The organism is Aliiglaciecola litoralis (assembly GCF_039523355.1).
GTDB classification, from domain to species: Bacteria; Pseudomonadota; Gammaproteobacteria; order Enterobacterales; family Alteromonadaceae; genus Aliiglaciecola; species Aliiglaciecola litoralis.
Genome location: NZ_BAAAFD010000007.1, coordinates 99,188 through 118,518, shown reverse-complemented (window position 1 = coordinate 118,518; position 19,331 = coordinate 99,188). Strand labels below are relative to the sequence as shown.

Below are 19,331 nucleotides of genomic sequence, written 5' to 3'. Positions count from 1 at the left end.
TTGTATTGGTTTCACTAATCTTTTCAAAAATCCTAATGTGCCGACGCTATTGGATAGCCTAAGGTAGCTTTGCCACACTAATAAAGGTCGCAATCCGTACTCGCTCATTTTATTAATTCACGCCTACCTGTTTCGACCTAATCGAAAGCCATCCATCTTCAAAGCGTCCCTCTTCTAAAACTCGTGACAATTCAAACGCGCTTTGGTTAAAAACTAGTCTGATAATGTCATTTTCCGCATAGTTGAATGAGAAACTACTTGCAATTGATAATGATTCTCATTAACCTTAAGGAAATTAAATGATCTTGTCCTAGCGCCTATTTTTGAGCTCAATCAAGATCAGCAAACTTATAAATTTAAACACCTATTACTAGAAAAGACACATGGAGATTGAGGAATTGAAATTTAAGTTCACCAGCATTGCTTCTGCATTAATATTGAGTCATTCCGCACTGGCATATGACATGAATGATATTGAACGAGTCGTTGTAGAGGGGCAGTTCCTATCGGTCAATGAGTCGAATTCAATAAAAACACCCACACCTATTCTTGATGTACCGCAAAGTTTATCCATTTTTACTTCAGATCAAATTACCGAGCGCGGTATTACCGCCATTGGCCAGCTTATCGATTATACGCCAGGGGTGAATACCTCTTTAGGCGAAGGTCATCGCGACTCCGTTGTTTTTCGTGGTGTTCGCTCCACGGCTGATTTCTTTATTGATGGTAATCGCGATGATGTGCAGTACTATCGTTCGCTTTACAATGTAGAGCAGGTCGAAATTCTACGAGGCCCTAACGCACTGTTATTTGGTCGTGGTGGCACAGGCGGTATCTTGAATCGCGTCTCTAAAAAGGCGGTTTTAGACAAGCAATCAACGGGCTATAAAGCAGGTATCAATACCTTTGGCGGGTATAACCTAGAGCTTGATAGTAATTTTGCCACCAGTAAAACCTCTGCAATTCGTATCAATGCTATGGTTGAAGATTTAGACAATCATCGTGACTTTTACGACGGTAACCGTTACGGCTTTAATCCCACAGCTCGCATTGAACTTGGCGCTGATACCCTCGTTGATTTATCATATGAGTATATCAATCATGAACGTTTTATCGATCGTGGTATTCCTACCGGCGACGATGGTCGCCCCGTTTCTGCGCTAAAAGACATTGTGTTTGGCGATCCTGACAATAACTATCATGAAGTTGAAGCGCACGTGTTGCGCGCCAATATTCAACATCAGTTCACTAGTAATGTAAAAGGTAACTTTAACGCTTACTACGGTGATTTCGATAAAGTTTATTCTAATTTTTACGCGTCAAACTATGACGCTGCTAACGATATTGTTGAACTTGACGGCTATATCGACACGACGGTGCGAGACAGCTTTATTTTGTCAGGAAACCTGATCAGTGAATTTAGCACCGCTTCAATCGGCCATACTCTGATCCTAGGAGCAGAGTTTGTAAATACTCATTCGGATCAAAACCGCTTTAATCCGGTGTTCGATACAACTGCTGATGATCGCGAGTTTTTCAACGTGACTCGGCCGCTAACTTTTTCTGGGTTGCGCGGTGTTAATGCATCTGGTGAAGCCTTTACTGCAGGCTTTAGTGACTTAAATGATGATACTCGAGTGGCACTTGAAGTAACGTCTTTGTATGTACAAGATGAAATCGAGTTATCCGAGAATCTTGACTTGATCCTAGGTGCGCGCTTTGACCGGTTTGATATTGAGGTGTTTAACGCCGACCCTGATGTATTAGAAAACCGCGTTCGCACCGACAGTGAAGTATCGCCGCGGGCGGGGCTTGTGTACAAGCCGCAGGAAAATATTTCACTATATGCGAGCTACAGCGAATCATTTTTACCTCGCAGTGGAGAGCAATATGCCAATATCAATGGTAGCAACAATCAGCTGGATCCAGACACATTCACCAACCAAGAAATTGGTGTGAAATGGGACTTTGCTCAAGGGCTAAGCTTCACAGCAGCATTGTTTGAAAACGAACAAAGCTCCCCCCAAGTTGCTGATGCCGATCCCTCTACATTGGATGTTATCGATTCTGAAATTTCCGGTTTTGAATTGCAGTTAGTGGGCTACCTTACTGACGCTTGGTCAATGTCAATTAACTACAGCAACCTTGACGGTGAGATTGTGAATAGAACGGGTCCAACTGGCAAAACGCCTACTGAATTGCCTGAAAATACCTTTTCAGTATGGAGTACTTATCAGGTAAATGATGCCTTTGGACTTGGGCTAGGAGTAACCTACCAAGATGATAGTTTCGTTAACACCAGTAACTCAACGCAGTTGCCTAGTTATACACGGGTTGATGCCTCAGCCTACTACGTTGTGTCTGACAACCTTCGTGTTCAGTTAAATATTGAGAATTTAACGGATGAAACTTATTTTCCAAACGCACACTCAACGCATCAAGTTGGCGTAGGCAAACCTATCAATGCGATGTTGTCGCTTATAGGTACCTTATAGTCACCAGAGCGTGTCAGTCGAATAAAAAAAGTGGCCACTTATGTGGCCATTTTTGTAGGTGGTAAAAAGCAAAATAGGCAATTCAATGTATATAATTTGACAGAAGGCGACAATCACAAACTGTCAGTTATGATAGGGTTATCTGAGTATGGCTTGTTAATATCAAGCGACTTTTTGAATTGCTGCTGTTAATTGCAATTGATTTCTTAGTTACTGTTTAGATAGAACGGTTGGGAAAGTATTAGTGATGATTCAATGCGCGCCAGTTAGCAAGTTCAAACTTGATAAAAATATCGTCTGTTGCAGAGATTAGGAGGGTGTACTAGACTTTTTAAATGCAAATACTTAACAGTTGGAGCCACCCATGGACAAGTTTAAAACTTTTGTATTTTGGGCTGCGTTTTCATGCTTTCCAGCACATGCTGGCCTTGTGAGCATTAGTGCGGATGACGCTTTCTTTTTGAACGTTGACTTTACAAGTATGGTGCCTTCCCCACCTTATCAATCCGTAATCGTTAGTTTCGCTGGAACGGACAACTTGCCACATTCCGTCCATTTAACCGTATTTGCCGAATTTGACGGATTGGGCGATGTCCTCATACCAAATTTCGGTGGAGCTGACTTTGGACCAGGATTTACGATGTCTGTGGTTCTCGACTCCTTTGCCGATGTCATGGATGGGGTATTTTCAATCGGGGTAACGGGTATCAGTGGAACAGCAAATTGGGACATCAATGCGACTGCGACAGACTTTCAAGGAAATATTGCGAGCCTTTCTCTACCAGATAACGTACAAATTCCCGAACCCGCCACACTCATGCTAGTCGGCCTTGGACTTTTTAGTCTAAGATGGTTACGGTGGAAAACTGCGCAGAACCTGCGTGGTCAAAACCAGTAGGGTCAGAGCCGATGAAACACGAGCGTTGTAAGAAGAAGGCCAATGAATATTTGTCACAGCCGCGTTTTGTGAGGCGATATTAGGTAACTTGTTAATTACCAAATATAGAAGCGAAAGCCGTAGTTAATAAAATTCCAAGACCGGTTGAATAGGCTAACAGACCTAATTTACGAGCGTTGTTACACATACAGACAAACTTAGCATTATTAGTATGAGTATATTGTTTTTTAAATATGAACTTCTGAAAGTTCCAATCTACGTCATCCGTTCCAAGAAGCAGACTAACAGTATCTAAGCTATAGGATTTGAATAGGGCGGAGTGATTTTTTTTAATGTAAGTCCTAATACTCTGCAATTGAATGCCGTATTTTATCACGCTGACTACAAAGGTAAGCATAAAAAGTGCTGCTAATAGCGTCACGTGCTTCCCTTAGTAGTTAACTGATATTTAAAACGGCAGCTAACAACCGCATATCAATTTTTAACATTACACCTAAACTATTTAGTCCAAGCTTCAATGGCGTTAAGGAGCTCTAAACGCCGTTACTTTGCTGACAATACCTTGTGTGTCTAAACCGTGTTGTTGATACATCTCTTGTTGCGTTCCCTGCATGATGAAACTATCTGGCAAGCCTATTTGCAGTAATTTGGTGGCATGCTTGCTGGCCAGTAAATACTCTGCAACTGCGCTGCCAGCACCGCCCATGATAGCGCCATCTTCTAATGACACTAATAGATCGTGATCTGCACACAGTGAGTTGATGATGTCTGTGTCTAGCGGTTTGACAAAGCGCATGTCAATTAAGGTAGCGTCTAGCTCCTCAGCTGCTGCTTTGGCGAAGGGTAACAGTGTGCCAAAGTTTAAAATAGCGGTTTGTTTGCCGCTGCGTAGCGTCCTTGATTTGCCGATTGGCAAAGCCGTCATGGTTTGCTGAATATCAACACCTGAGCCTGTCCCTCGCGGGTAACGCACCGCCACAGGTTGTTGCAATTGGTGACCAGTGTAAAGCATCTGGCGACATTCATTTTCATCTGCTGGTGCCATGATCACCATATTGGGGATACAGCGTAGGAACGGAATATCAAATGCGCCTTGGTGCGTAGGGCCATCGGCGCCCACTACGCCAGCTCGGTCGATGGCAAACAGCACAGGTAAATTCTGCAGTGCTACATCGTGAATCAGCTGGTCATAGGCACGTTGCAAAAAGGTTGAGTAAATAGCGACAACGGGGTGTAAACCGTCTTTGGCCAATCCGGCCGCGAAGGTCACCGCATGTTGTTCAGCAATGGCAACATCAAAATATTGTTCGGGGTATTCTTGCGAAAACCTGACCATACCGGAGCCTTCACGCATGGCAGGGGTAATTGCCATGAGTTTAGGATCTGTCGCCGCCATGTCGCATAACCAGTCACCAAACACTTTGGAAAAAGAAGGGCTGCCCGGTGCGGTTTTGGGTAATCCAGATAATTTAGGATCAAATTTTGGCACGGCATGAAATTTTATCGGGTCCTTTTCGGCTAATTCAAACCCTTTGCCTTTTTTAGTGACCACGTGGAGTATTTGAGGGCCTTTGATACTGCGCATATTACGCAAAGTATCTACTACTCCTTTGACGTCATGTCCATCGATTGGACCAATGTAATTGAAACCCAGCTCTTCGAAAATAGTGCCCGGAACAACCATACCTTTGATATGTTCTTCTGCACGGCTGGCAAATTCTTTAATCGGAGGCACATTACTCAGTAACTTTTTGCCGCCATCACGAATGGAGTTGAAAAAGGTGCCGGTAAGTAACCGCGCTAGATGACTGTTTAATGCGCCGACATTTTCAGAAATCGACATTTCATTATCGTTCAGTACAACCAGCAAGTCTTTGTCTATGTCACCGCCGTGATTTAACGCTTCAAACGCCATGCCCGCTGTCATTGCACCGTCACCGATAACCGCAACGACTTTACGACCTTTGTTTTCTTTTTCTGCTGCCACAGCCATGCCTAGGGCAGCACTGATGGATGTGGAAGAGTGACCTACCGCAAAGGTGTCGTATTCACTCTCTGCAGGCCATGGGAATGGGTGCAAACCATCCTTTTGGCGAATGGTAGTCATTTTTTCTCGGCGACCAGTGAGTATTTTGTGCGGATAAGCTTGGTGACCTACATCCCAGATGAGTCGGTCAAAAGGGGTGTTGTATACATAATGTAACGCCACTGTAAGCTCGACAGTGCCTAACCCTGAGGCAAAGTGGCCACTGCTTTTACTGACACAAGAAAGCAAATATTGGCGCAGCTCATCAGCACACTGTTTTAGCTGCTCCTGTGGAAGTTTTCTGAGCTCCTCTGGCGTATTTGCCTTGGCAAGGATTGGGTAGTGAGCTAAATCAAGTGTCATTATTTGCCTAATAAACGTGTTTAAATGTGGCTAATAGCCTAAAGCGTGCCTTTTATGTGGTTCGCAAACTAATAATTGCGCTGCACAATGAATTGCGTAAATTCTTTTAATAGCCGGGTATTGTAAGGTAAAGCGTCCAAGGCGTGAAGTGCTTGTTGATGAAGTTGATGCAAATAATCCTTGGCACCGCTAAGACCTAGTAACGCAGGGTAGGTCGACTTATTATGCGCTTGGTCTGATCCTTGAGGTTTACCCAGTGTTTGTGAGTCGCCGACTACGTCGAGAATATCGTCTTGTACTTGAAAGGCCAAGCCCAGAGCTGAGCTGAATTCATCCAGTAATTTGTTGGTTTGTGCGTCAATCTTAGCAGACAAACAGGCAGCCATGTCGACCGAGGCTTTAATGAGTGCGCCTGTTTTTAAATTGTGTAAATGTTGCAACTGAGTCTGGCTAATCGATGCCCCTGTTGCCGCTAAATCCATAGCTTGGCCGCCACACATCCCTTGGTAACCAGAGGCATTTGATAAGATTTTAAGTAACTTTAAATTAAGCTCGGCACCATTTTGAGTGAAGGAGGCATTGGCAATAATATCAAACGCTAATGTCTGCAATGCATCGCCGGCTAAAATTGCACTGGCCTCGTCAAAGGCAATGTGACACGTCGGTTTGCCCCTGCGTAAATCGTCGTCATCCATTGCGGGTAAATCATCGTGCACCAATGAATAGGCATGGATACACTCAATGGCTAATGCAACGGGATCTAAATCAACTAATTCGGCACCTAACATTTCGCCAGTGGCATAGACTAAAAAGGGGCGCATACGTTTGCCGCCATTTAGCATGGAATATTGCATCGCTTGTTTCAGGCGAGGGGCATGATCACCCAGCCCATCTAGACGTTGTGAGATCTGCTGATTGATGCGTGCTTGGTATTGTTGTTGTTTTTCGGTTAACACGACAAAGACTATGCTTGAGGATCACTGAGTGGTTGCAGTGACTCATCATCACCTTGCTGAGTGAGTACCTGAACTCGTTGCTCTGCTTTTTTAAGCATGGTTTGACTCGTTCTAGCGAGTGCGATTCCGCGCTCAAACTTAGATAGCGCTTGCTCTAATGGTAGATCTCCGGTTTCCATTTCAGCGACTAATTTTTCTAATTCCAGCATGGCTTCTTCGAATGACTGTTGGCTGTTGCCTTGGTTATCGCTCATTTGGGATGACTGTCCTTATTAATCTGCTTTCAGGAAGGGGGGGAAAGATACCTGAGGCACCAATTTGGGTCAATCGATTTTGGCCTCATGCAATGTAGTGTGCAGCGATAAAGGCAGACAACAGAGTGACGTTAAGCACTATCAGAACTTGTCATTGAAGATTACAAAGGGAGTTGTAAAATTGAAAAGTTATCGTTTTCTCCCTCAGTTGATTGGGATATGCTATGTTTTGTGCGCTGCAGAGGTGTCGTGAGTAAATATCCCTTTAGATTCACGGCTGGCAGTCGATAAATTTGTATAATTCAGCAGCTTAGTGAGTATCAGGCGGAAGACTGAGTAACATCGTAAGTACTTTCGCTTAGTGATTCGGAGTCTTGGGAGAACAGTGTGGATTTAGCAACTCTGATAGGTATGCTCGGCGCCATTGGCTTTGTTGTCATGGCCATGGTAATGGGCGGCGACCTCAGTATGTTTATGAATGTTCCGTCAATATTAATTGTGTTCGGTGGAACCTTATTTGTGGTTTTATCGCAATTTTCGTTAGGCCAATTTTTTGGTGCTGGTAAAATTGGCGCAAAAGCCTTTATGTTTAAAATTGAATCCCCTGATGTGCTAATTCAAAAAATCGTTGAAATGGCAGATGCAGCAAGAAAAGGCGGGTTTTTGGCGCTCGAAGAAGCTGAAATTGAAAACGCGTTTATGCAAAAGGGCGTCGACATGCTGGTAGACGGCCATGATGTTGACGTGGTCAGAGACACACTTTCCAAAGACATTACTATGACCACCGAACGACACGAGTTCGGTGCGACTATTTATAAAGGCATGGGAGATGTTGCACCTGCTATGGGCATGATCGGGACCTTGATTGGTTTGGTAGCCATGTTGTCCAACATGGATGATCCTAAAGCGATAGGTCCGGCGATGGCGGTAGCCTTGCTGACAACCCTGTATGGCGCATTTTTCTCCAACGTAATTTGTCTGCCTATGGCGGTAAAACTGAATAATCGCGCCGTTGAAGAAAAGTTAAATCAAAGCCTAGTGCTTGATGGCATCATCGGTATAGCCGATGGTCAAAACCCACGCGTTATCGAAGGGATCCTCAAGAGTTATCTGGCTGAGAGTAAACGCGGCAATGCAGCCGAGGATGATTAATCATGGCTGAAGAAGAGTGCCCCAAATGTCCTCCCGAGGGATTGCCAGCATGGATGGGCACCTTTGCTGACCTGATGTCATTATTAATGTGCTTTTTTGTTTTGTTGTTGGCATTTTCTGAAATGGATGTGCTGAAATTCAAACAAATTGCCGGCTCAATGAAGTTTGCTTTTGGTGTACAAAATAAAATAGAAGTCAAAGACATACCCAAGGGTACCAGTGTGATTGCCATGGAGTTCCGTCCAGGCAGACCGGATCCCACTCCAATCGAAAACATTCAGCAACAAACTATCGATATGACCCAAGAGATGCTGGAGTTTCAAGCCGGTGATGAAGACTCCGCAGGGGGCAGACAGAAACAGCGCGGTGAACAGCGCGGGGGCGCAGCGCAGCAAACAGCGACTGATCAAGCATCTGCTACCGCCCAGCAACAAGCTAGCCAAGAACAAACCAATGAATTAATGAAAAAAGTGGCTCAGCAGCTGCAAAAACAAATACTCGATGGGTCAATTGAGATGGAATCTTTAGGTCAGCAGATCATTATTAGAATAAGAGAAAACGGCTCCTTCTCCGCAGGTTCGGCCTTTTTACAACCACAATTTAGGCCCATTTTAAAAAGTATTGGTGAGTTGCTTGCCGATGTGCCCGGTGAAATTGAGATATCAGGCCACAGTGACAGTCAGCAAATATCGAACGAGCTATATCGTTCAAATTGGGATTTATCCGCGCAGCGTGCAGTAGCAGTGGCAGAAGAAATCAGGCGAGCCGATGGTTTTGACGAGCAGCGCATGGTGGTTGTGGGTAAAGCAGATACCGCGCCTTTGTCAAACGAAGCAGAGGATCGTAATCGCAACAGGCGCGTGGAAATTGCCATCAATCAAGGTAAACCCATGTATTCGAATCCGATTTCGGTGATTGATGAAGAGTAACCACTGCTCTTTAGTCTAATGTGGGGCATTTACGTACCGGCGGTGTTTTGTCGAAAAAGATAGATATTTCAGCCACACCGATGCCCAATTTACTCATGTAAGAGCGATTCATCATACGATGCTCATCCATAAGAAACATCCAATCATCTATGGCTAAATCGTATTCGCTGCCATCGACAGGCACACGCAGGGTGTATTGCCAATTAAAACTCATGCCTTGTGCCGAACCACTGGCCATGCCAATCACATCTCCAGCCGAGCCGGTTACCTTGCCGTTCGCATCAATCTCCAAGTCCCATATTCGGATCTGCTCTTGACCATCAGCGAAGTAAAAAGTCTCGTGAAGTTGCCCGGTATTGCCTTGCCATGTGCCGACAATATCTACACAAAAACGCCGCGTGGTTTTATCCGTATAATCTTGAACAATTCCCCAAGCCGTGACTTCACCATTAAAGTAGGTTTTTAAATCAAACTCTGGAGACGTATTTTGGTAGTCCTCTAAGGACGTTGAACAGGCCGATAGGCCCATAAGTGCACCTGCTAACAGGCCAATCTGAATGCGCTTCATTTATTTTTCACCAATTAGTTTTTTACGAAGTTTCGGGTAGCTAGCGTTTTCATCCAACCAGATATCGAGGAAGTGAGCACCAAACTCAGTGTCCTCTACCTTACCGATTGATTTGTCGTTAAAATAAAACTCACTGCTGCCACCGTTATTGACGACCAGTGTCAATACGTCGTGCTTCTTTATATCTGGCCACAAGGTATCAAGCTGCACTAACCACGGAGCCGTTTTATCACGAGAGAATCCTAATTTTTGCCATTCTTCTGCGGTTTTCTCGATTAAATCTATGGCTTCTATGTCGCGTAAATAGCGAATTTGAAGGGCAAGTGGATATTGTCCTGGCTGATATTTACCATTAGCACTGTAAAGCTCGGAGTAATAAATATCGAAAAAGTACATTTCGAGTTTAGCACTGCCAACTTTTTGTAAGTTTCCGATAGGGTTAGCCATAACATTTCCAATAAATAGGCAACTAAACAAAGTCTGAGCAAACAGCAATCTAAACATAACTATCTCTGCAGACTAGCCGCATGTTGCGGCTTGCTAATGACCAACTGCACCGTACTGATAGTGCGCTCCAAAAAACCACCCTCACAGTAACTTAAGTAGTAACGCCACATGCGCACAAAGCGCTCGTCGTAGCCATCATTGCACAGCACTTCCACGTTCTTTAAGAAGCGCTGATGCCAATCATTTAATGTTCGCGCGTAGTCAAGCCCGATATCGTGCATATCGCGGATCATCATGTCGGTATAGCGTTTTAAGTGACGATTTAATTCAAATTGCGAAGGTAAGAAGCCGCCGGGGAAGATGTGCTTTTGGATGAAGTCGACTTCTTTGCTGTAACTGTCAAAACGACGATCATCAATGGTGATAGATTGCAGTACCATCAGCCCATCGGGTTTCAACAAAGACGAACACTTCTCAAAAAAGTTAGGCAGGTATTCTTTACCGACAGCTTCTATCATCTCTATCGATACCAGCTTGTCATATTGTCCTTCTAGCAAGCGATAATCTTGTTTGAGTAGCGTCACCTTGTGTGCAAGATTTGCTTGAGCAACCGCCTCTTTGGCGTACTGGTATTGCTCTTCGGATATGGTGGTTGTGGTTACGCGACAACCATAGTGAGTTGCAGCGTATACGGCTAATCCGCCCCAGCCTGTACCGATTTCGATTAGATGATCCTGTTCACTTAACTGCAATTTATCGCATATCGCTTTGAGTTTAATTTGTTGCGCTTGTTCAAGGGTCGTATCTGCGTCTGGATAGATGGCTGCGGAATACATCATGCTGCTATCCAAAAACCGCGTATAAAGTCGATTACCCAAATCATAGTGGGCGGATATATTCTTTTCTGCTTGGGATTTCGAGTTTCGGTTTTTCAAATGACTGATTTTGCGGATAGGGGTTGCTAACCAACCCATCTTGGCTTCCCAATTATCAAGCATAGGCAAGTTTCGCGCAAAAATGCGGATCACATCGGTGAGGTTGGGTGTCTCCCATAAATTGTCAGTGAAAGTTTCACCGGATGCTACGCTACCGCCAAACAACAGTTTTCGATAGGCTGTTAAATCAAGGAAATTGATTTCAGCGTGCAGATCAGAATCCGGGTCTCCGAATCTGTCTACTAGCACACCTTTCTCCTTTATGACCATTTGTCCTTTTGGCAACTGACTGAATATTTTCAGCAATATTGCTCGTGACAAACGATCTAGCCAAGACATTGTCTCAGACTGAACTAATGTGTTTTCGCTTGGTAACATGTGTTGTCCTATTTCTTGTTCTGAGAGTGCCCGTAAACGGGAACACCTTTTAAAAACAATTTAAACGCCTGCCAATAAATACCAACTAGGGTTTTAACAGTCATGCTCGGTATGCTCATTACTACGCGCAAAAGTGAATTTGAGTTCAGTGATTTGCGTTGTAAACTTAAACGTGCGTCAAAGTGTTTTTCGCCTTTACTACAACTTAACGCCAACGCCAAGCGCTCACCTGGTTGTCTTACATTCCAGTGATACTGCATATCCATTGGGTTAAAGGGGGAAACGTGAAACGCTTTTTGACAATCTTGCTGATCATTCAAATCAACTAAATAGTGATGTCTTTGATTCCACGGTGTATTACTAACTTCCGCAAGAAGGTGGCTAAACTGTCCATCATCTTGCTGTAAATAGTAGAAATTCACAGGACTGAAGTACAGACCAAACATGCGCATCTGGCCCAACATAAAGACTCGGCCTGACAAGGGCTTATCAGCTAATTCAGACATACGTTCTAACACCGCTGATTGTAGACTTTTTTGTGGATCACCAAGGTAGTCGGAACGCTTGTATCTGATCATTGAAAACCGCGAACGCGATATTCCTCGTACCGTTTGGCAAAGGTGGTCAATTTCATCTAGCGCCAACCAGAACAAGAAGATGTTGTAGCTAAAAGCATGCTTTTTCGGCACATGTCTTACGTGAAATACCTCACCACAGTACAAGGCGCTGTCAATCACAAGGTTTGCCCAAATCGTTGACATACATCTAATGCACTGCGCACGCCATCTTCATGAAAACCGTTGTACCAGTAGGCTCCGCAAAAATGCAGTCCCGCTACCCCACATATCTCAGCACGTCTCTTTTGTGCTGCATTGCTGGCCAAGCTAAATTGAGGGTGAGCATATTTAAATTGCCTGATGATTTTATCCGACTCCAGGTGAACAGTATTATTCAGCGTCACACAAAACGTATGCTCGCTTTCAAGACGCTGTAGAATATTCATATTATAGGTCAAAGATGTTGGCGCCGTTTGCTCGTTATCATCGCCAGTTAATAGATAATTCCAACTTGCCCACGCCAGCTTGCGTTTAGGTAAGACGCTGGTGTCGGTATGCAGAACCACGTCATTCATCGCATACGGCATGGCGGATAAAATCGATTGTTGCGCCTCATTAGGTTCAGCCAACATCGATAACGCCTGATCACTGTGGCAAGCAAAAATCACCTCATCAAACTCTTGTGCTGGAGCCTGATTAACTACAGTAACTTGGTAACCGTTGGCCGTTTTGCACACGCTTTTCACTGAGCTATTGAGTTGAATTTTACCTTTGAAGCCCTGAGTCAGCGGTTCTATATACTGCTTAGAACCGCCCACAATAGTGTACCATTGGGGGCGATCGGTAATATTTAATAACCCGTGATTTTTAAAAAACTGTAAGAAGAAGGCCAGTGAAAAGCCTTTGATATCTTTTAGCGTAGCCGACCAAATGGCAGCGCACATCGGTAAAATATAATTGTGGCAAAAGTCTTCGCTAAAATGCTGCTCTTGCAAAAACGCACCCAAGGTTTTATCACCAATCTCATCAACGCTTTTGTCTTCATAAATTGACTTACAAAGCCTATTAAAGCGAACAATATCACGCACTATCCGGTAAAATTTAGGGCGTAAAACATTGCGTCGTTGAGCAAATAAACTGTTGATGGTATTGCCGTTATACTCTAAGTTTTCGGCTAAATTTTTGACACTGAAACTCATTTCAGTGGCTTGGCCTTGAACACCTAATTTATTCAACAGTTTGATGAAATTCGGATAGGTCCAGTCGTTATACACAATAAAGCCGGTGTCAATCGCGTACTGTTTTCCGTCGAGTTGAAAATCAATGGTTGCTGTATGCCCGCCAATGTAATCATTTGCTTCGAATAATTGGATGTCATGCTGTTTATGTAACAAGTATCCGCATGTCATACCTGATATGCCGGTGCCAATGATCGCAATCCGTTTTTTCATTTATTATCTCACTGCTTATTTTTAAACTTTTTACTGATAGCGACTTTTAACCAACTGGGTAGAATAGACAGAATGCGCAACATCAAGCTAAATCCTTTCGGGAAATAAATACTAGCATGTTGTTTTTCAATGCCATCGAGCAGTGCCTCAACCGCTTGCTCTACCGGTATTTTCATCGGCATTTCAAAATCGTTTTTGTCAGTTAATGGAGTTTCAACGAACCCAGGCGAGGCGCTTTGTACGATAATGCCGGTGCCAGCTAAATCGACTTGCATGCTTTTAGTGAAATAGTGCACCGCCGCTTTGCTCGCCCCGTAAGCCTGACTTCGAGTGAAGGGGAGTAATCGAGCTAAGCTATCAACAACAACTAATTGATTACCTTTGGTCATGTTTGGGAGCAAGCCATTGACGCAATTAACAACGCCAAAAAAGTTGGCGCTAAAAACCCGCTGGAACATGTCCGCTTCAAAGTCTTCGACATCGACATATTCGCACACGCCGGCATTGAGTACGGCAATATCTACTTTAACGTCTTGCAATGCGGTTTTTACTTGCGCTAGCTCGGTTACGTCAAACGTCAATGTCTGTATATTTGGGTCTTGCGCGAGTTCATCCAACACGTGTTGATTGCGGCCACAAGCAATGACGGAATATCCTTTTGCTGCACACAGTTTTGTCAGTGCTTTGCCAATTCCAGAGGTGGCGCCGGTGATTAATATTGAACTCATTCGCCGATCCTTTTTTTGATCATTTTGACCACATGTTTGAGCACGGGCACTTGTTCATAGATCATTTCACCCAAATCATAGTAGTCACGATGAAAAACAATTTTATTGGCCGCTAGCTCCAGTTGGCTAATCCCGTTTACTGCAATATCTTGTCCCTTATTTAACTGCGGATGCGCAATGGTCATTTTCCATGTGACAAACACAGTATCATTTTGCTGGGTCACATGTTGAATTGCACAATGACACTTGCGCGTATTTTCAAGCATATTGCGAAAGTATCGCTTGATTTTATCTAACCCTTGGTGCTGCATAATAGGGTCGATAAGGGTCGCGTCTTCGGCATAGATAGTACCGAGCTGCTCGAGACTGTCTAAACTAACATTAGTGTAAAAGCGCTCAAATGCATCTATTAGTTGCATAATGGCCTCAAATTGAACTTAGATAAGGTAAATTACCCAAAACAAAGGGAATGGGATCATCTCTGGATGATGAAAATAGTTATTGGTGGTTAAGATCTAAACTAATTATTATGCCGTATAGGTTTATATATTTTCACTCTTGGATGAATGAATTGGCTACTAGTACTTTGTCATTACCCTTGTTTCCATTATCTGCGCACGTGCTGCCGGGCGGTGTGATGTCATTGCGGATATTCGAGCCGCGTTACGTCAGAATGGTGAAAGAGGCGTGCGCGAACGGTACAGGCTTTGCCATTTGCATGCTCAACGCTCAAGGTGACAAGAGTAATAATCAGCATATTTATCCGTTGGGGACCTATGTTACCGTCGAAGATTTCGATTTACTTGATGATGGGTTACTTGGCATCACAGTCAAAGGGCATCGCTGTATTCGCATTGAATCCATCACCACAGAAGAAGATGGTTTGCGAATAGGTCAGTGCCGTTGGCAGGACAATTGGAAGTGTGCTATTGACGCCGAAACAATCACCCCAATGGATGCTAGGCTCAGAGAAATATTCGAAAAATATCCTGAAGTAAAAAATCTCTATCCTAGCCCAGAGTTCGATAATCCTATCTGGGTGATATATCGCTGGCTCGAATTGTTACCTGTTAATGCAGAACAAAAGCAAGCCTTCCTTGAAGAAAAAGATTGCCGCACTGCTTTGGAATTTCTTTCTCAACTGGTAGAGTGATCCTTATCGTTTACTGTGCGTAATACTATTATGAACCGAAATAAGGGTAGAGCGCATGTTAGTTGGAATTCCAGTGGAAACAAGCCGAACAGCCACTCCTAAACCAAAAGAGTGTGCTGAAGAAATGTCTCAGTACTTAGCCACCGTTGCTGAGAATCGCTGCAAGCGATCGTTTTCTAAAGTATTTAGTTATTTTGCACCACGTCTGCGCTCTTACGCGCTCAAACAAATAGGCAATGAAGCGCTCGCGATGGAAATGGTGCAAGACACCATGGCCAACGTTTGGCAAAAAGCGCACTTATTTAACGCCGAAAAAGGCTCGCCTTCGACGTGGATTTTCACCATAGCAAGAAACATTCGTTTCGACATGCTTAGGAAGCAGCAAAACAGAAAAGAAGATATCTGTTCGGATGATTTGTGGCCAGTGCTGTGTGAACATACTGCCGATGTTAATGAAGTGCCGTTAGATGAACAAATTGAACTTCATCAAATTGGTTCAATGTTCGCCGAATTACCGAAGAAGCAACGTGTCGTTATTGAAGCCATTTATGTGGAAGGAAAGTCTCAACAAGAAGTTGCGGACCAATTAGATATACCTTTAGGTACTGTAAAGTCGCGCACGCGACTCGCTTTACAAAGATTAAAAGAGATGTTGAAAGATCATGATTAGTTTTCATCCCACTCAGTTACAGCTTATTGAATTTGTTGAGGGTAACTGCACTCCAGCAATGGCTTTGGTCATTTCTGCTCACACTGATATGTGTCCGTTGTGTCAAAAGCACATTAATGTAATTGAGGCACGAATTGCAGAGAGCGCAATCGAATCAGACGTCAGCGAATGTGACTTTGGTAATATGTTGTCTGAGATTACACTATTGCCGGCGGCAGACGGTTTTTCAATCCCACGGGAAGATCAAACCATTGAACTTGATGGTCGTCAGTTCAAACTGCCAAGAGCGTTGCGTAAGTATGTGAATAAGACAGGCAACTTTTCTCATTTGTTAGGTAATCTGTGGCAAGCTCCGGTCGACTTAGGTCCAATGGGCAAGGCTAACTTTATCTATATGCAGAAAAATGGCAGAGTGCCTGAACACACTCATAAAGGAACCGAACTCACTTTGGTGATTGACGGTGAGTTCAGCGATGGTATTTCAAACTATGACACAGGTGATTTCATTTTGATGGATAACACCAATGTTCATGCGCCTTATTCAGAGGCCAGCGAAGGCTGTTTAGTGTTCTCAATTGTGGATGCGCCGCTTCACTTTACCTCTGGTGTGGCAAGGTTGCTCAATCCGTTTAGTCATCTATTTTTCTGAAAATAAAGACATTAAAAAACGCGCATAAGCGCGTTTTTTTAGGTCTGTTTCAAATCTTACTACTTAGATTCGAAATTAGCTTGCATAGTTGCTGTTAGGAAAATTAAGTCGTAAGGTTTTCAACGCGTTTTTCTTAAGCTCTTCTAGCTCAAGCTGGTCGTAACACTCCACCATGATTTCCAGTGCCTGCTGAATTTCACTTGAATCAGGATAGTATTCAAGTACATATCTACCGCGATTGGCGGCCGCTACATATGCTTCTCTACGCATATAGAATCTGGCAATTTCAATTTCATATTTGGCCAAACGATCTTTAATAAACACCATGCGTTTTTTAGCGTCGGCGGCGTATTTGCTATCAGGGAACTTGTTAATCAAACGTCTGAAATCGTCAAACGCCTGTCGAGAGCGGCTCGGATCACGATCTGAACGATCAATACCGACCAATTCCTGAAATAAATTTTTATCTGCATCTAAATTAGTCAAACCACGCATGTATAATGCATAATCGACGTCAGAGTGATTTGGATTAAGGCGAACGAATCGATCAATAGTCGCAAGCGCTTCGTCTGTTTTACCGATTTTATAATACGAATAAATTAAATCGAGTTGCACTTGATGAGAATGGGGACCAAAGGGAAACCTAGAATCAAGGGCACTTAGTATATTTGAAGCGACATTAAAGTTTCCTTGCGACATGCTTTGTTTAGCTTGCTCATAAAGAGCACTTTCGCTGCGATTTTGTAATAAAATTTCTTCGTCATCTGGCGAAGACGAACATCCATAAAGGGTAGCGATAGAAATCAAAACCAACAGCTTGAGGAATGGGCGTTTAAATATCATGTTACTCTTATTCGTTGTAGGGATTTAGCCGAACTAAAAAATCCGCTAAACTCTCATATTAGTCATTTTCGATCCGTGGCATTCTACCTTAGCACTCCACGGGATGCACTTATTATTGCCTTCAAACATTAACAGGACTTATCTCTACATGCCAACTGACCATCAATCGATAGTACTCAGCGCAGCCGTTCCCGAATCTTTATTAGGCAAACGATTAGATCAGGCTTTGGCCGAAATGTTCCCTGATTATTCAAGATCCCGCTTAAAAGAGTGGATCTTAGCTGGAAATGTACAAATAAACGGCAGTGTTTGTGATAAACCGCGCGAAAAAATCTTTGGTGAAGAGCAAATTGATATTCAAGCACAGTTGGAAGTGCAAGAAAGTCATGTTGCCCAAGACATTGAATTAAACATTGTCTATGAAGATGAACACATTCTGGTGATCAATAAACCGGCCGACTTGGTCGTGCATCCTGGCGCTGGAAACGCCAGTGGGACGGTGTTAAATGCATTGCTCAACCATGCCCCCCAAGTTGCAAGCGTGCCGCGTGCAGGCATTGTGCATCGATTAGACAAAGATACCACCGGTTTGATGGTGGTCGCCAAAACGGTGCCAGCGCAAACCCATTTAGTTGAGCGCCTTCAAGCCAGAGAAATTAGTCGAGAATATGAAGCCGTTGCCTGTGGCACATTAGTAGCGGGAGGTTTGATAGATGCGCCTATTGGACGTCATCCGACTAAGCGCACCAGTATGGCGATTAGAGAGTCGGGCAAACCTGCCGCAACCCATTATCGAGTAAAGCAGAAGTTTCGTGCTCACACCCACCTGCGGTTGAAACTGGAAAGTGGTCGCACCCATCAAATTCGCGTGCACATGTCACATTTGAAATACCCTCTGGTGGGGGATGCCTTATACGGCGGACGCCCCAGACTTCCAAAAGCCTGTTCGCAGGAAATGATTGATATGCTCAGAGGGTTCAAACGTCAAGCACTGCACGCTATTCAGTTGGAACTGGCTCACCCGATTACCAACGAGTGGATGAGCTGGCAAGCGCCTTTGCCGGATGACATGGTGGCTTTGTTACAAGTATTAAAAGCCGACACAGAATTGCACGGCATGGCCGATGACTGATACGACATGTTCAGGTGTTTTAGCGCCTGACTGGTCACTCCCTGACGGCATAGCTGCATTCTACACTTGCCGACAGGGCGGCAGCAGTCTTGCACCTTTTGATGCGTTCAATCTGGCCTTACACGTAGGTGATGATCCTATGGATGTGGCAGCCAACCGCGCGCTTTTGCCCAATAGCGACAGGATCGCGTGGTTGAATCAAGTCCACAGTGCTCGCTGTGTACCTATATCCCAAGATTATTTTTTGTCCCTTGAACCGGCTAAAGCCGATGCCAGTATTAGCCGGGAAAAGCATCTGGTTTGTGCGGTTATGACGGCCGATTGTTTACCCATCTTAATTGCCAGCAAAGATGCCAGTTGCGTTGCGGCAGTGCATGCCGGTTGGCGAGGATTAGCTAATGGGGTTCTGCAAAACACCCTAGCCGCTTTGCCTTGCGAGCCATCGAACTTGTCAATCTGGGTCGGACCGCATATCAGTCAATCGCATTTTCAAGTGGGTCAAGAGGTAAAGCAAGCACTTGCTCAATATGCTTCGGCCTTTGTAAAAGACGCAGAGGCAGGTAAGTTTCGCTGTGATTTATTCCAGATTGTGCAGGCAATTTGTCTTCATTCGGGAATCACTGATATCACCAATAGTGATATTTGTACTTATGCCAACCATCAACTATTTTTTTCTCACCGTCATGCGCAACATCATCAACAACAGCGAACTGGCCGCATTGTCAGTGGCATTTACCTTCGCTAAAA

Annotated in this window: 21 protein-coding genes; 9 read left to right on the top strand and 12 right to left on the bottom strand. The window is 44.1% G+C overall.

The features are described from left to right. Positions 1 to 398: 398 nt before the first annotated feature. Positions 399 to 2,495, top strand: a complete 2,097-nt coding sequence (locus tag ABD036_RS12775; RefSeq protein WP_343860502.1) for a TonB-dependent receptor — start codon at positions 399 to 401, stop codon at positions 2,493 to 2,495. Between the two features lie 364 nt (positions 2,496 to 2,859). Continuing rightward, positions 2,860 to 3,393 (top strand): PEP-CTERM sorting domain-containing protein, encoded by a 534-nt coding sequence (locus tag ABD036_RS12770; RefSeq protein ID WP_343860500.1) that lies wholly within the window; start codon positions 2,860 to 2,862, stop codon positions 3,391 to 3,393. Between the two features lie 91 nt (positions 3,394 to 3,484). On the opposite strand, the gene ABD036_RS12765 is transcribed toward ABD036_RS12770, so the two are convergent. The 4 genes from ABD036_RS12765 to ABD036_RS12750 form a co-directional block, all read right to left on the bottom strand. Next, a complete protein-coding gene (locus ABD036_RS12765) occupies positions 3,485 to 3,814 on the bottom strand; it encodes a hypothetical protein (protein ID WP_343860498.1) in 330 nt (109 codons plus the stop codon). 102 nt (positions 3,815 to 3,916) lie between these two features. After that, positions 3,917 to 5,782 carry a 1-deoxy-D-xylulose-5-phosphate synthase gene (dxs, locus tag ABD036_RS12760; protein WP_343860496.1) on the bottom strand — a complete coding sequence of 622 codons (1,866 nt, stop codon included), beginning with the start codon at positions 5,780 to 5,782 and terminating at the stop codon, positions 3,917 to 3,919. Between the two features lie 68 nt (positions 5,783 to 5,850). Continuing rightward, positions 5,851 to 6,738, bottom strand: a complete 888-nt coding sequence (ispA, locus tag ABD036_RS12755; protein WP_343860494.1) for a (2E,6E)-farnesyl diphosphate synthase — start codon at positions 6,736 to 6,738, stop codon at positions 5,851 to 5,853. Between the two features lie 8 nt (positions 6,739 to 6,746). After that, a complete protein-coding gene (locus tag ABD036_RS12750; RefSeq protein WP_343860492.1) occupies positions 6,747 to 6,992 on the bottom strand; it encodes an exodeoxyribonuclease VII small subunit in 246 nt (81 codons plus the stop codon). Between the two features lie 387 nt (positions 6,993 to 7,379). On the opposite strand from ABD036_RS12750, the gene pomA reads away from it, so the two are divergent. Next, positions 7,380 to 8,144, top strand: a complete 765-nt coding sequence (gene pomA, locus ABD036_RS12745) for a flagellar motor protein PomA (RefSeq protein WP_343860490.1) — start codon at positions 7,380 to 7,382, stop codon at positions 8,142 to 8,144. 2 nt (positions 8,145 to 8,146) lie between these two features. Next, positions 8,147 to 9,073 (top strand): flagellar motor protein MotB, encoded by a 927-nt coding sequence (locus ABD036_RS12740; RefSeq protein WP_343860488.1) that lies wholly within the window; start codon positions 8,147 to 8,149, stop codon positions 9,071 to 9,073. A 10-nt stretch (positions 9,074 to 9,083) separates the two neighbouring features. Here the strand turns inward: ABD036_RS12740 and ABD036_RS12735 are convergent, their stop codons facing one another. Genes ABD036_RS12735 through ABD036_RS12705 form a run of 7 tightly spaced genes read right to left on the bottom strand, consistent with a single transcriptional unit; the run spans position 9,084 to position 14,556 of the window. Next, positions 9,084 to 9,641, bottom strand: a complete 558-nt coding sequence (locus tag ABD036_RS12735) for a DUF3833 domain-containing protein (RefSeq protein ID WP_343860486.1) — start codon at positions 9,639 to 9,641, stop codon at positions 9,084 to 9,086. Then, positions 9,642 to 10,088, bottom strand: a complete 447-nt coding sequence (locus tag ABD036_RS12730; protein ID WP_343860484.1) for a chalcone isomerase family protein — start codon at positions 10,086 to 10,088, stop codon at positions 9,642 to 9,644. A gap of 59 nt (positions 10,089 to 10,147) precedes the next feature. Beyond that, positions 10,148 to 11,401: a class I SAM-dependent methyltransferase gene (locus tag ABD036_RS12725; protein WP_343860482.1), complete on the bottom strand. Its 1,254-nt coding sequence runs from the start codon at positions 11,399 to 11,401 to the stop codon at positions 10,148 to 10,150. A gap of 8 nt (positions 11,402 to 11,409) precedes the next feature. Continuing rightward, entirely contained in the window at positions 11,410 to 12,135 is a 726-nt protein-coding gene (locus ABD036_RS12720; protein ID WP_343860687.1) for a DUF1365 domain-containing protein, read from the bottom strand. After that, positions 12,135 to 13,409 carry an NAD(P)/FAD-dependent oxidoreductase gene (locus ABD036_RS12715; RefSeq protein WP_343860480.1) on the bottom strand — a complete coding sequence of 425 codons (1,275 nt, stop codon included), beginning with the start codon at positions 13,407 to 13,409 and terminating at the stop codon, positions 12,135 to 12,137. Before ABD036_RS12715 ends, ABD036_RS12720 begins: the two co-directional genes overlap by 1 nt. 8 nt (positions 13,410 to 13,417) lie before the next feature. Next, entirely contained in the window at positions 13,418 to 14,137 is a 720-nt protein-coding gene (locus ABD036_RS12710; RefSeq protein WP_343860478.1) for an SDR family NAD(P)-dependent oxidoreductase, read from the bottom strand. After that, the gene (locus ABD036_RS12705) at positions 14,134 to 14,556 is read right to left on the bottom strand and encodes a nuclear transport factor 2 family protein (RefSeq protein ID WP_343860476.1); all 423 of its coding nucleotides are present in this window, start codon (positions 14,554 to 14,556) and stop codon (positions 14,134 to 14,136) included. Before ABD036_RS12705 ends, ABD036_RS12710 begins: the two co-directional genes overlap by 4 nt. Positions 14,557 to 14,708: 152 nt before the next feature. Between ABD036_RS12705 and ABD036_RS12700 the strand changes: the two genes are divergently transcribed. The 3 genes from ABD036_RS12700 to ABD036_RS12690 are packed head-to-tail and all read left to right on the top strand — an operon-like array spanning position 14,709 to position 16,609. Then, positions 14,709 to 15,290, top strand: coding sequence for an LON peptidase substrate-binding domain-containing protein (locus ABD036_RS12700; protein WP_343860474.1), 582 nt, complete (start codon positions 14,709 to 14,711; stop codon positions 15,288 to 15,290). Between the two features lie 55 nt (positions 15,291 to 15,345). After that, the gene (locus ABD036_RS12695) at positions 15,346 to 15,960 is read left to right on the top strand and encodes a sigma-70 family RNA polymerase sigma factor (protein WP_343860472.1); all 615 of its coding nucleotides are present in this window, start codon (positions 15,346 to 15,348) and stop codon (positions 15,958 to 15,960) included. Further along, the gene (locus ABD036_RS12690) at positions 15,953 to 16,609 is read left to right on the top strand and encodes a ChrR family anti-sigma-E factor (RefSeq protein WP_343860470.1); all 657 of its coding nucleotides are present in this window, start codon (positions 15,953 to 15,955) and stop codon (positions 16,607 to 16,609) included. The genes ABD036_RS12695 and ABD036_RS12690 overlap by 8 nt, the downstream gene beginning before the upstream one ends. Before the next feature lie 75 nt (positions 16,610 to 16,684). Here ABD036_RS12690 and ABD036_RS12685 read toward each other — a convergent pair whose 3' ends face one another. Beyond that, the gene (locus ABD036_RS12685; RefSeq protein WP_343860468.1) at positions 16,685 to 17,452 is read right to left on the bottom strand and encodes an outer membrane protein assembly factor BamD; all 768 of its coding nucleotides are present in this window, start codon (positions 17,450 to 17,452) and stop codon (positions 16,685 to 16,687) included. A gap of 148 nt (positions 17,453 to 17,600) precedes the next feature. Here ABD036_RS12685 and rluD point away from each other — a divergent pair, with 148 nt between their 5' ends. Together rluD and pgeF are read left to right on the top strand one after the other, a co-directional pair. Beyond that, on the top strand, positions 17,601 to 18,584 hold the full coding sequence (rluD, locus tag ABD036_RS12680) for a 23S rRNA pseudouridine(1911/1915/1917) synthase RluD (protein ID WP_343860466.1): 984 nt from the start codon (positions 17,601 to 17,603) through the stop codon (positions 18,582 to 18,584). Continuing rightward, a complete protein-coding gene (pgeF, locus tag ABD036_RS12675; RefSeq protein WP_343860464.1) occupies positions 18,577 to 19,329 on the top strand; it encodes a peptidoglycan editing factor PgeF in 753 nt (250 codons plus the stop codon). Before rluD ends, pgeF begins: the two co-directional genes overlap by 8 nt. The last annotated feature ends 2 nt before the right edge of the window (positions 19,330 to 19,331 follow it).

Excerpts from the sequence above, each read along its gene's own strand:
- ABD036_RS12690 (WP_343860470.1), top strand. The coding sequence starts at position 15,953 with ATGATTAGTTTTCATCCCACTCAGTTACAGCTTATTGAATTTGTTGAG.
- ABD036_RS12735 (WP_343860486.1), bottom strand. The coding sequence starts at position 9,641 with ATGAAGCGCATTCAGATTGGCCTGTTAGCAGGTGCACTTATGGGCCTA.
- pgeF (WP_343860464.1), top strand. The coding sequence starts at position 18,577 with ATGACTGATACGACATGTTCAGGTGTTTTAGCGCCTGACTGGTCACTC.
- ABD036_RS12770 (WP_343860500.1), top strand. The coding sequence starts at position 2,860 with ATGGACAAGTTTAAAACTTTTGTATTTTGGGCTGCGTTTTCATGCTTT.
- ABD036_RS12730 (WP_343860484.1), bottom strand. The coding sequence starts at position 10,088 with ATGGCTAACCCTATCGGAAACTTACAAAAAGTTGGCAGTGCTAAACTC.
- ABD036_RS12695 (WP_343860472.1), top strand. The coding sequence starts at position 15,346 with ATGTTAGTTGGAATTCCAGTGGAAACAAGCCGAACAGCCACTCCTAAA.
- ABD036_RS12685 (WP_343860468.1), bottom strand. The coding sequence starts at position 17,452 with ATGATATTTAAACGCCCATTCCTCAAGCTGTTGGTTTTGATTTCTATC.
- ABD036_RS12710 (WP_343860478.1), bottom strand. The coding sequence starts at position 14,137 with ATGAGTTCAATATTAATCACCGGCGCCACCTCTGGAATTGGCAAAGCA.
- ABD036_RS12715 (WP_343860480.1), bottom strand. The coding sequence starts at position 13,409 with ATGAAAAAACGGATTGCGATCATTGGCACCGGCATATCAGGTATGACA.
- ABD036_RS12740 (WP_343860488.1), top strand. The coding sequence starts at position 8,147 with ATGGCTGAAGAAGAGTGCCCCAAATGTCCTCCCGAGGGATTGCCAGCA.
- rluD (WP_343860466.1), top strand. The coding sequence starts at position 17,601 with ATGCCAACTGACCATCAATCGATAGTACTCAGCGCAGCCGTTCCCGAA.
- ABD036_RS12750 (WP_343860492.1), bottom strand. The coding sequence starts at position 6,992 with ATGAGCGATAACCAAGGCAACAGCCAACAGTCATTCGAAGAAGCCATG.
- ABD036_RS12705 (WP_343860476.1), bottom strand. The coding sequence starts at position 14,556 with ATGCAACTAATAGATGCATTTGAGCGCTTTTACACTAATGTTAGTTTA.
- dxs (WP_343860496.1), bottom strand. The coding sequence starts at position 5,782 with ATGACACTTGATTTAGCTCACTACCCAATCCTTGCCAAGGCAAATACG.
- ABD036_RS12725 (WP_343860482.1), bottom strand. The coding sequence starts at position 11,401 with ATGTTACCAAGCGAAAACACATTAGTTCAGTCTGAGACAATGTCTTGG.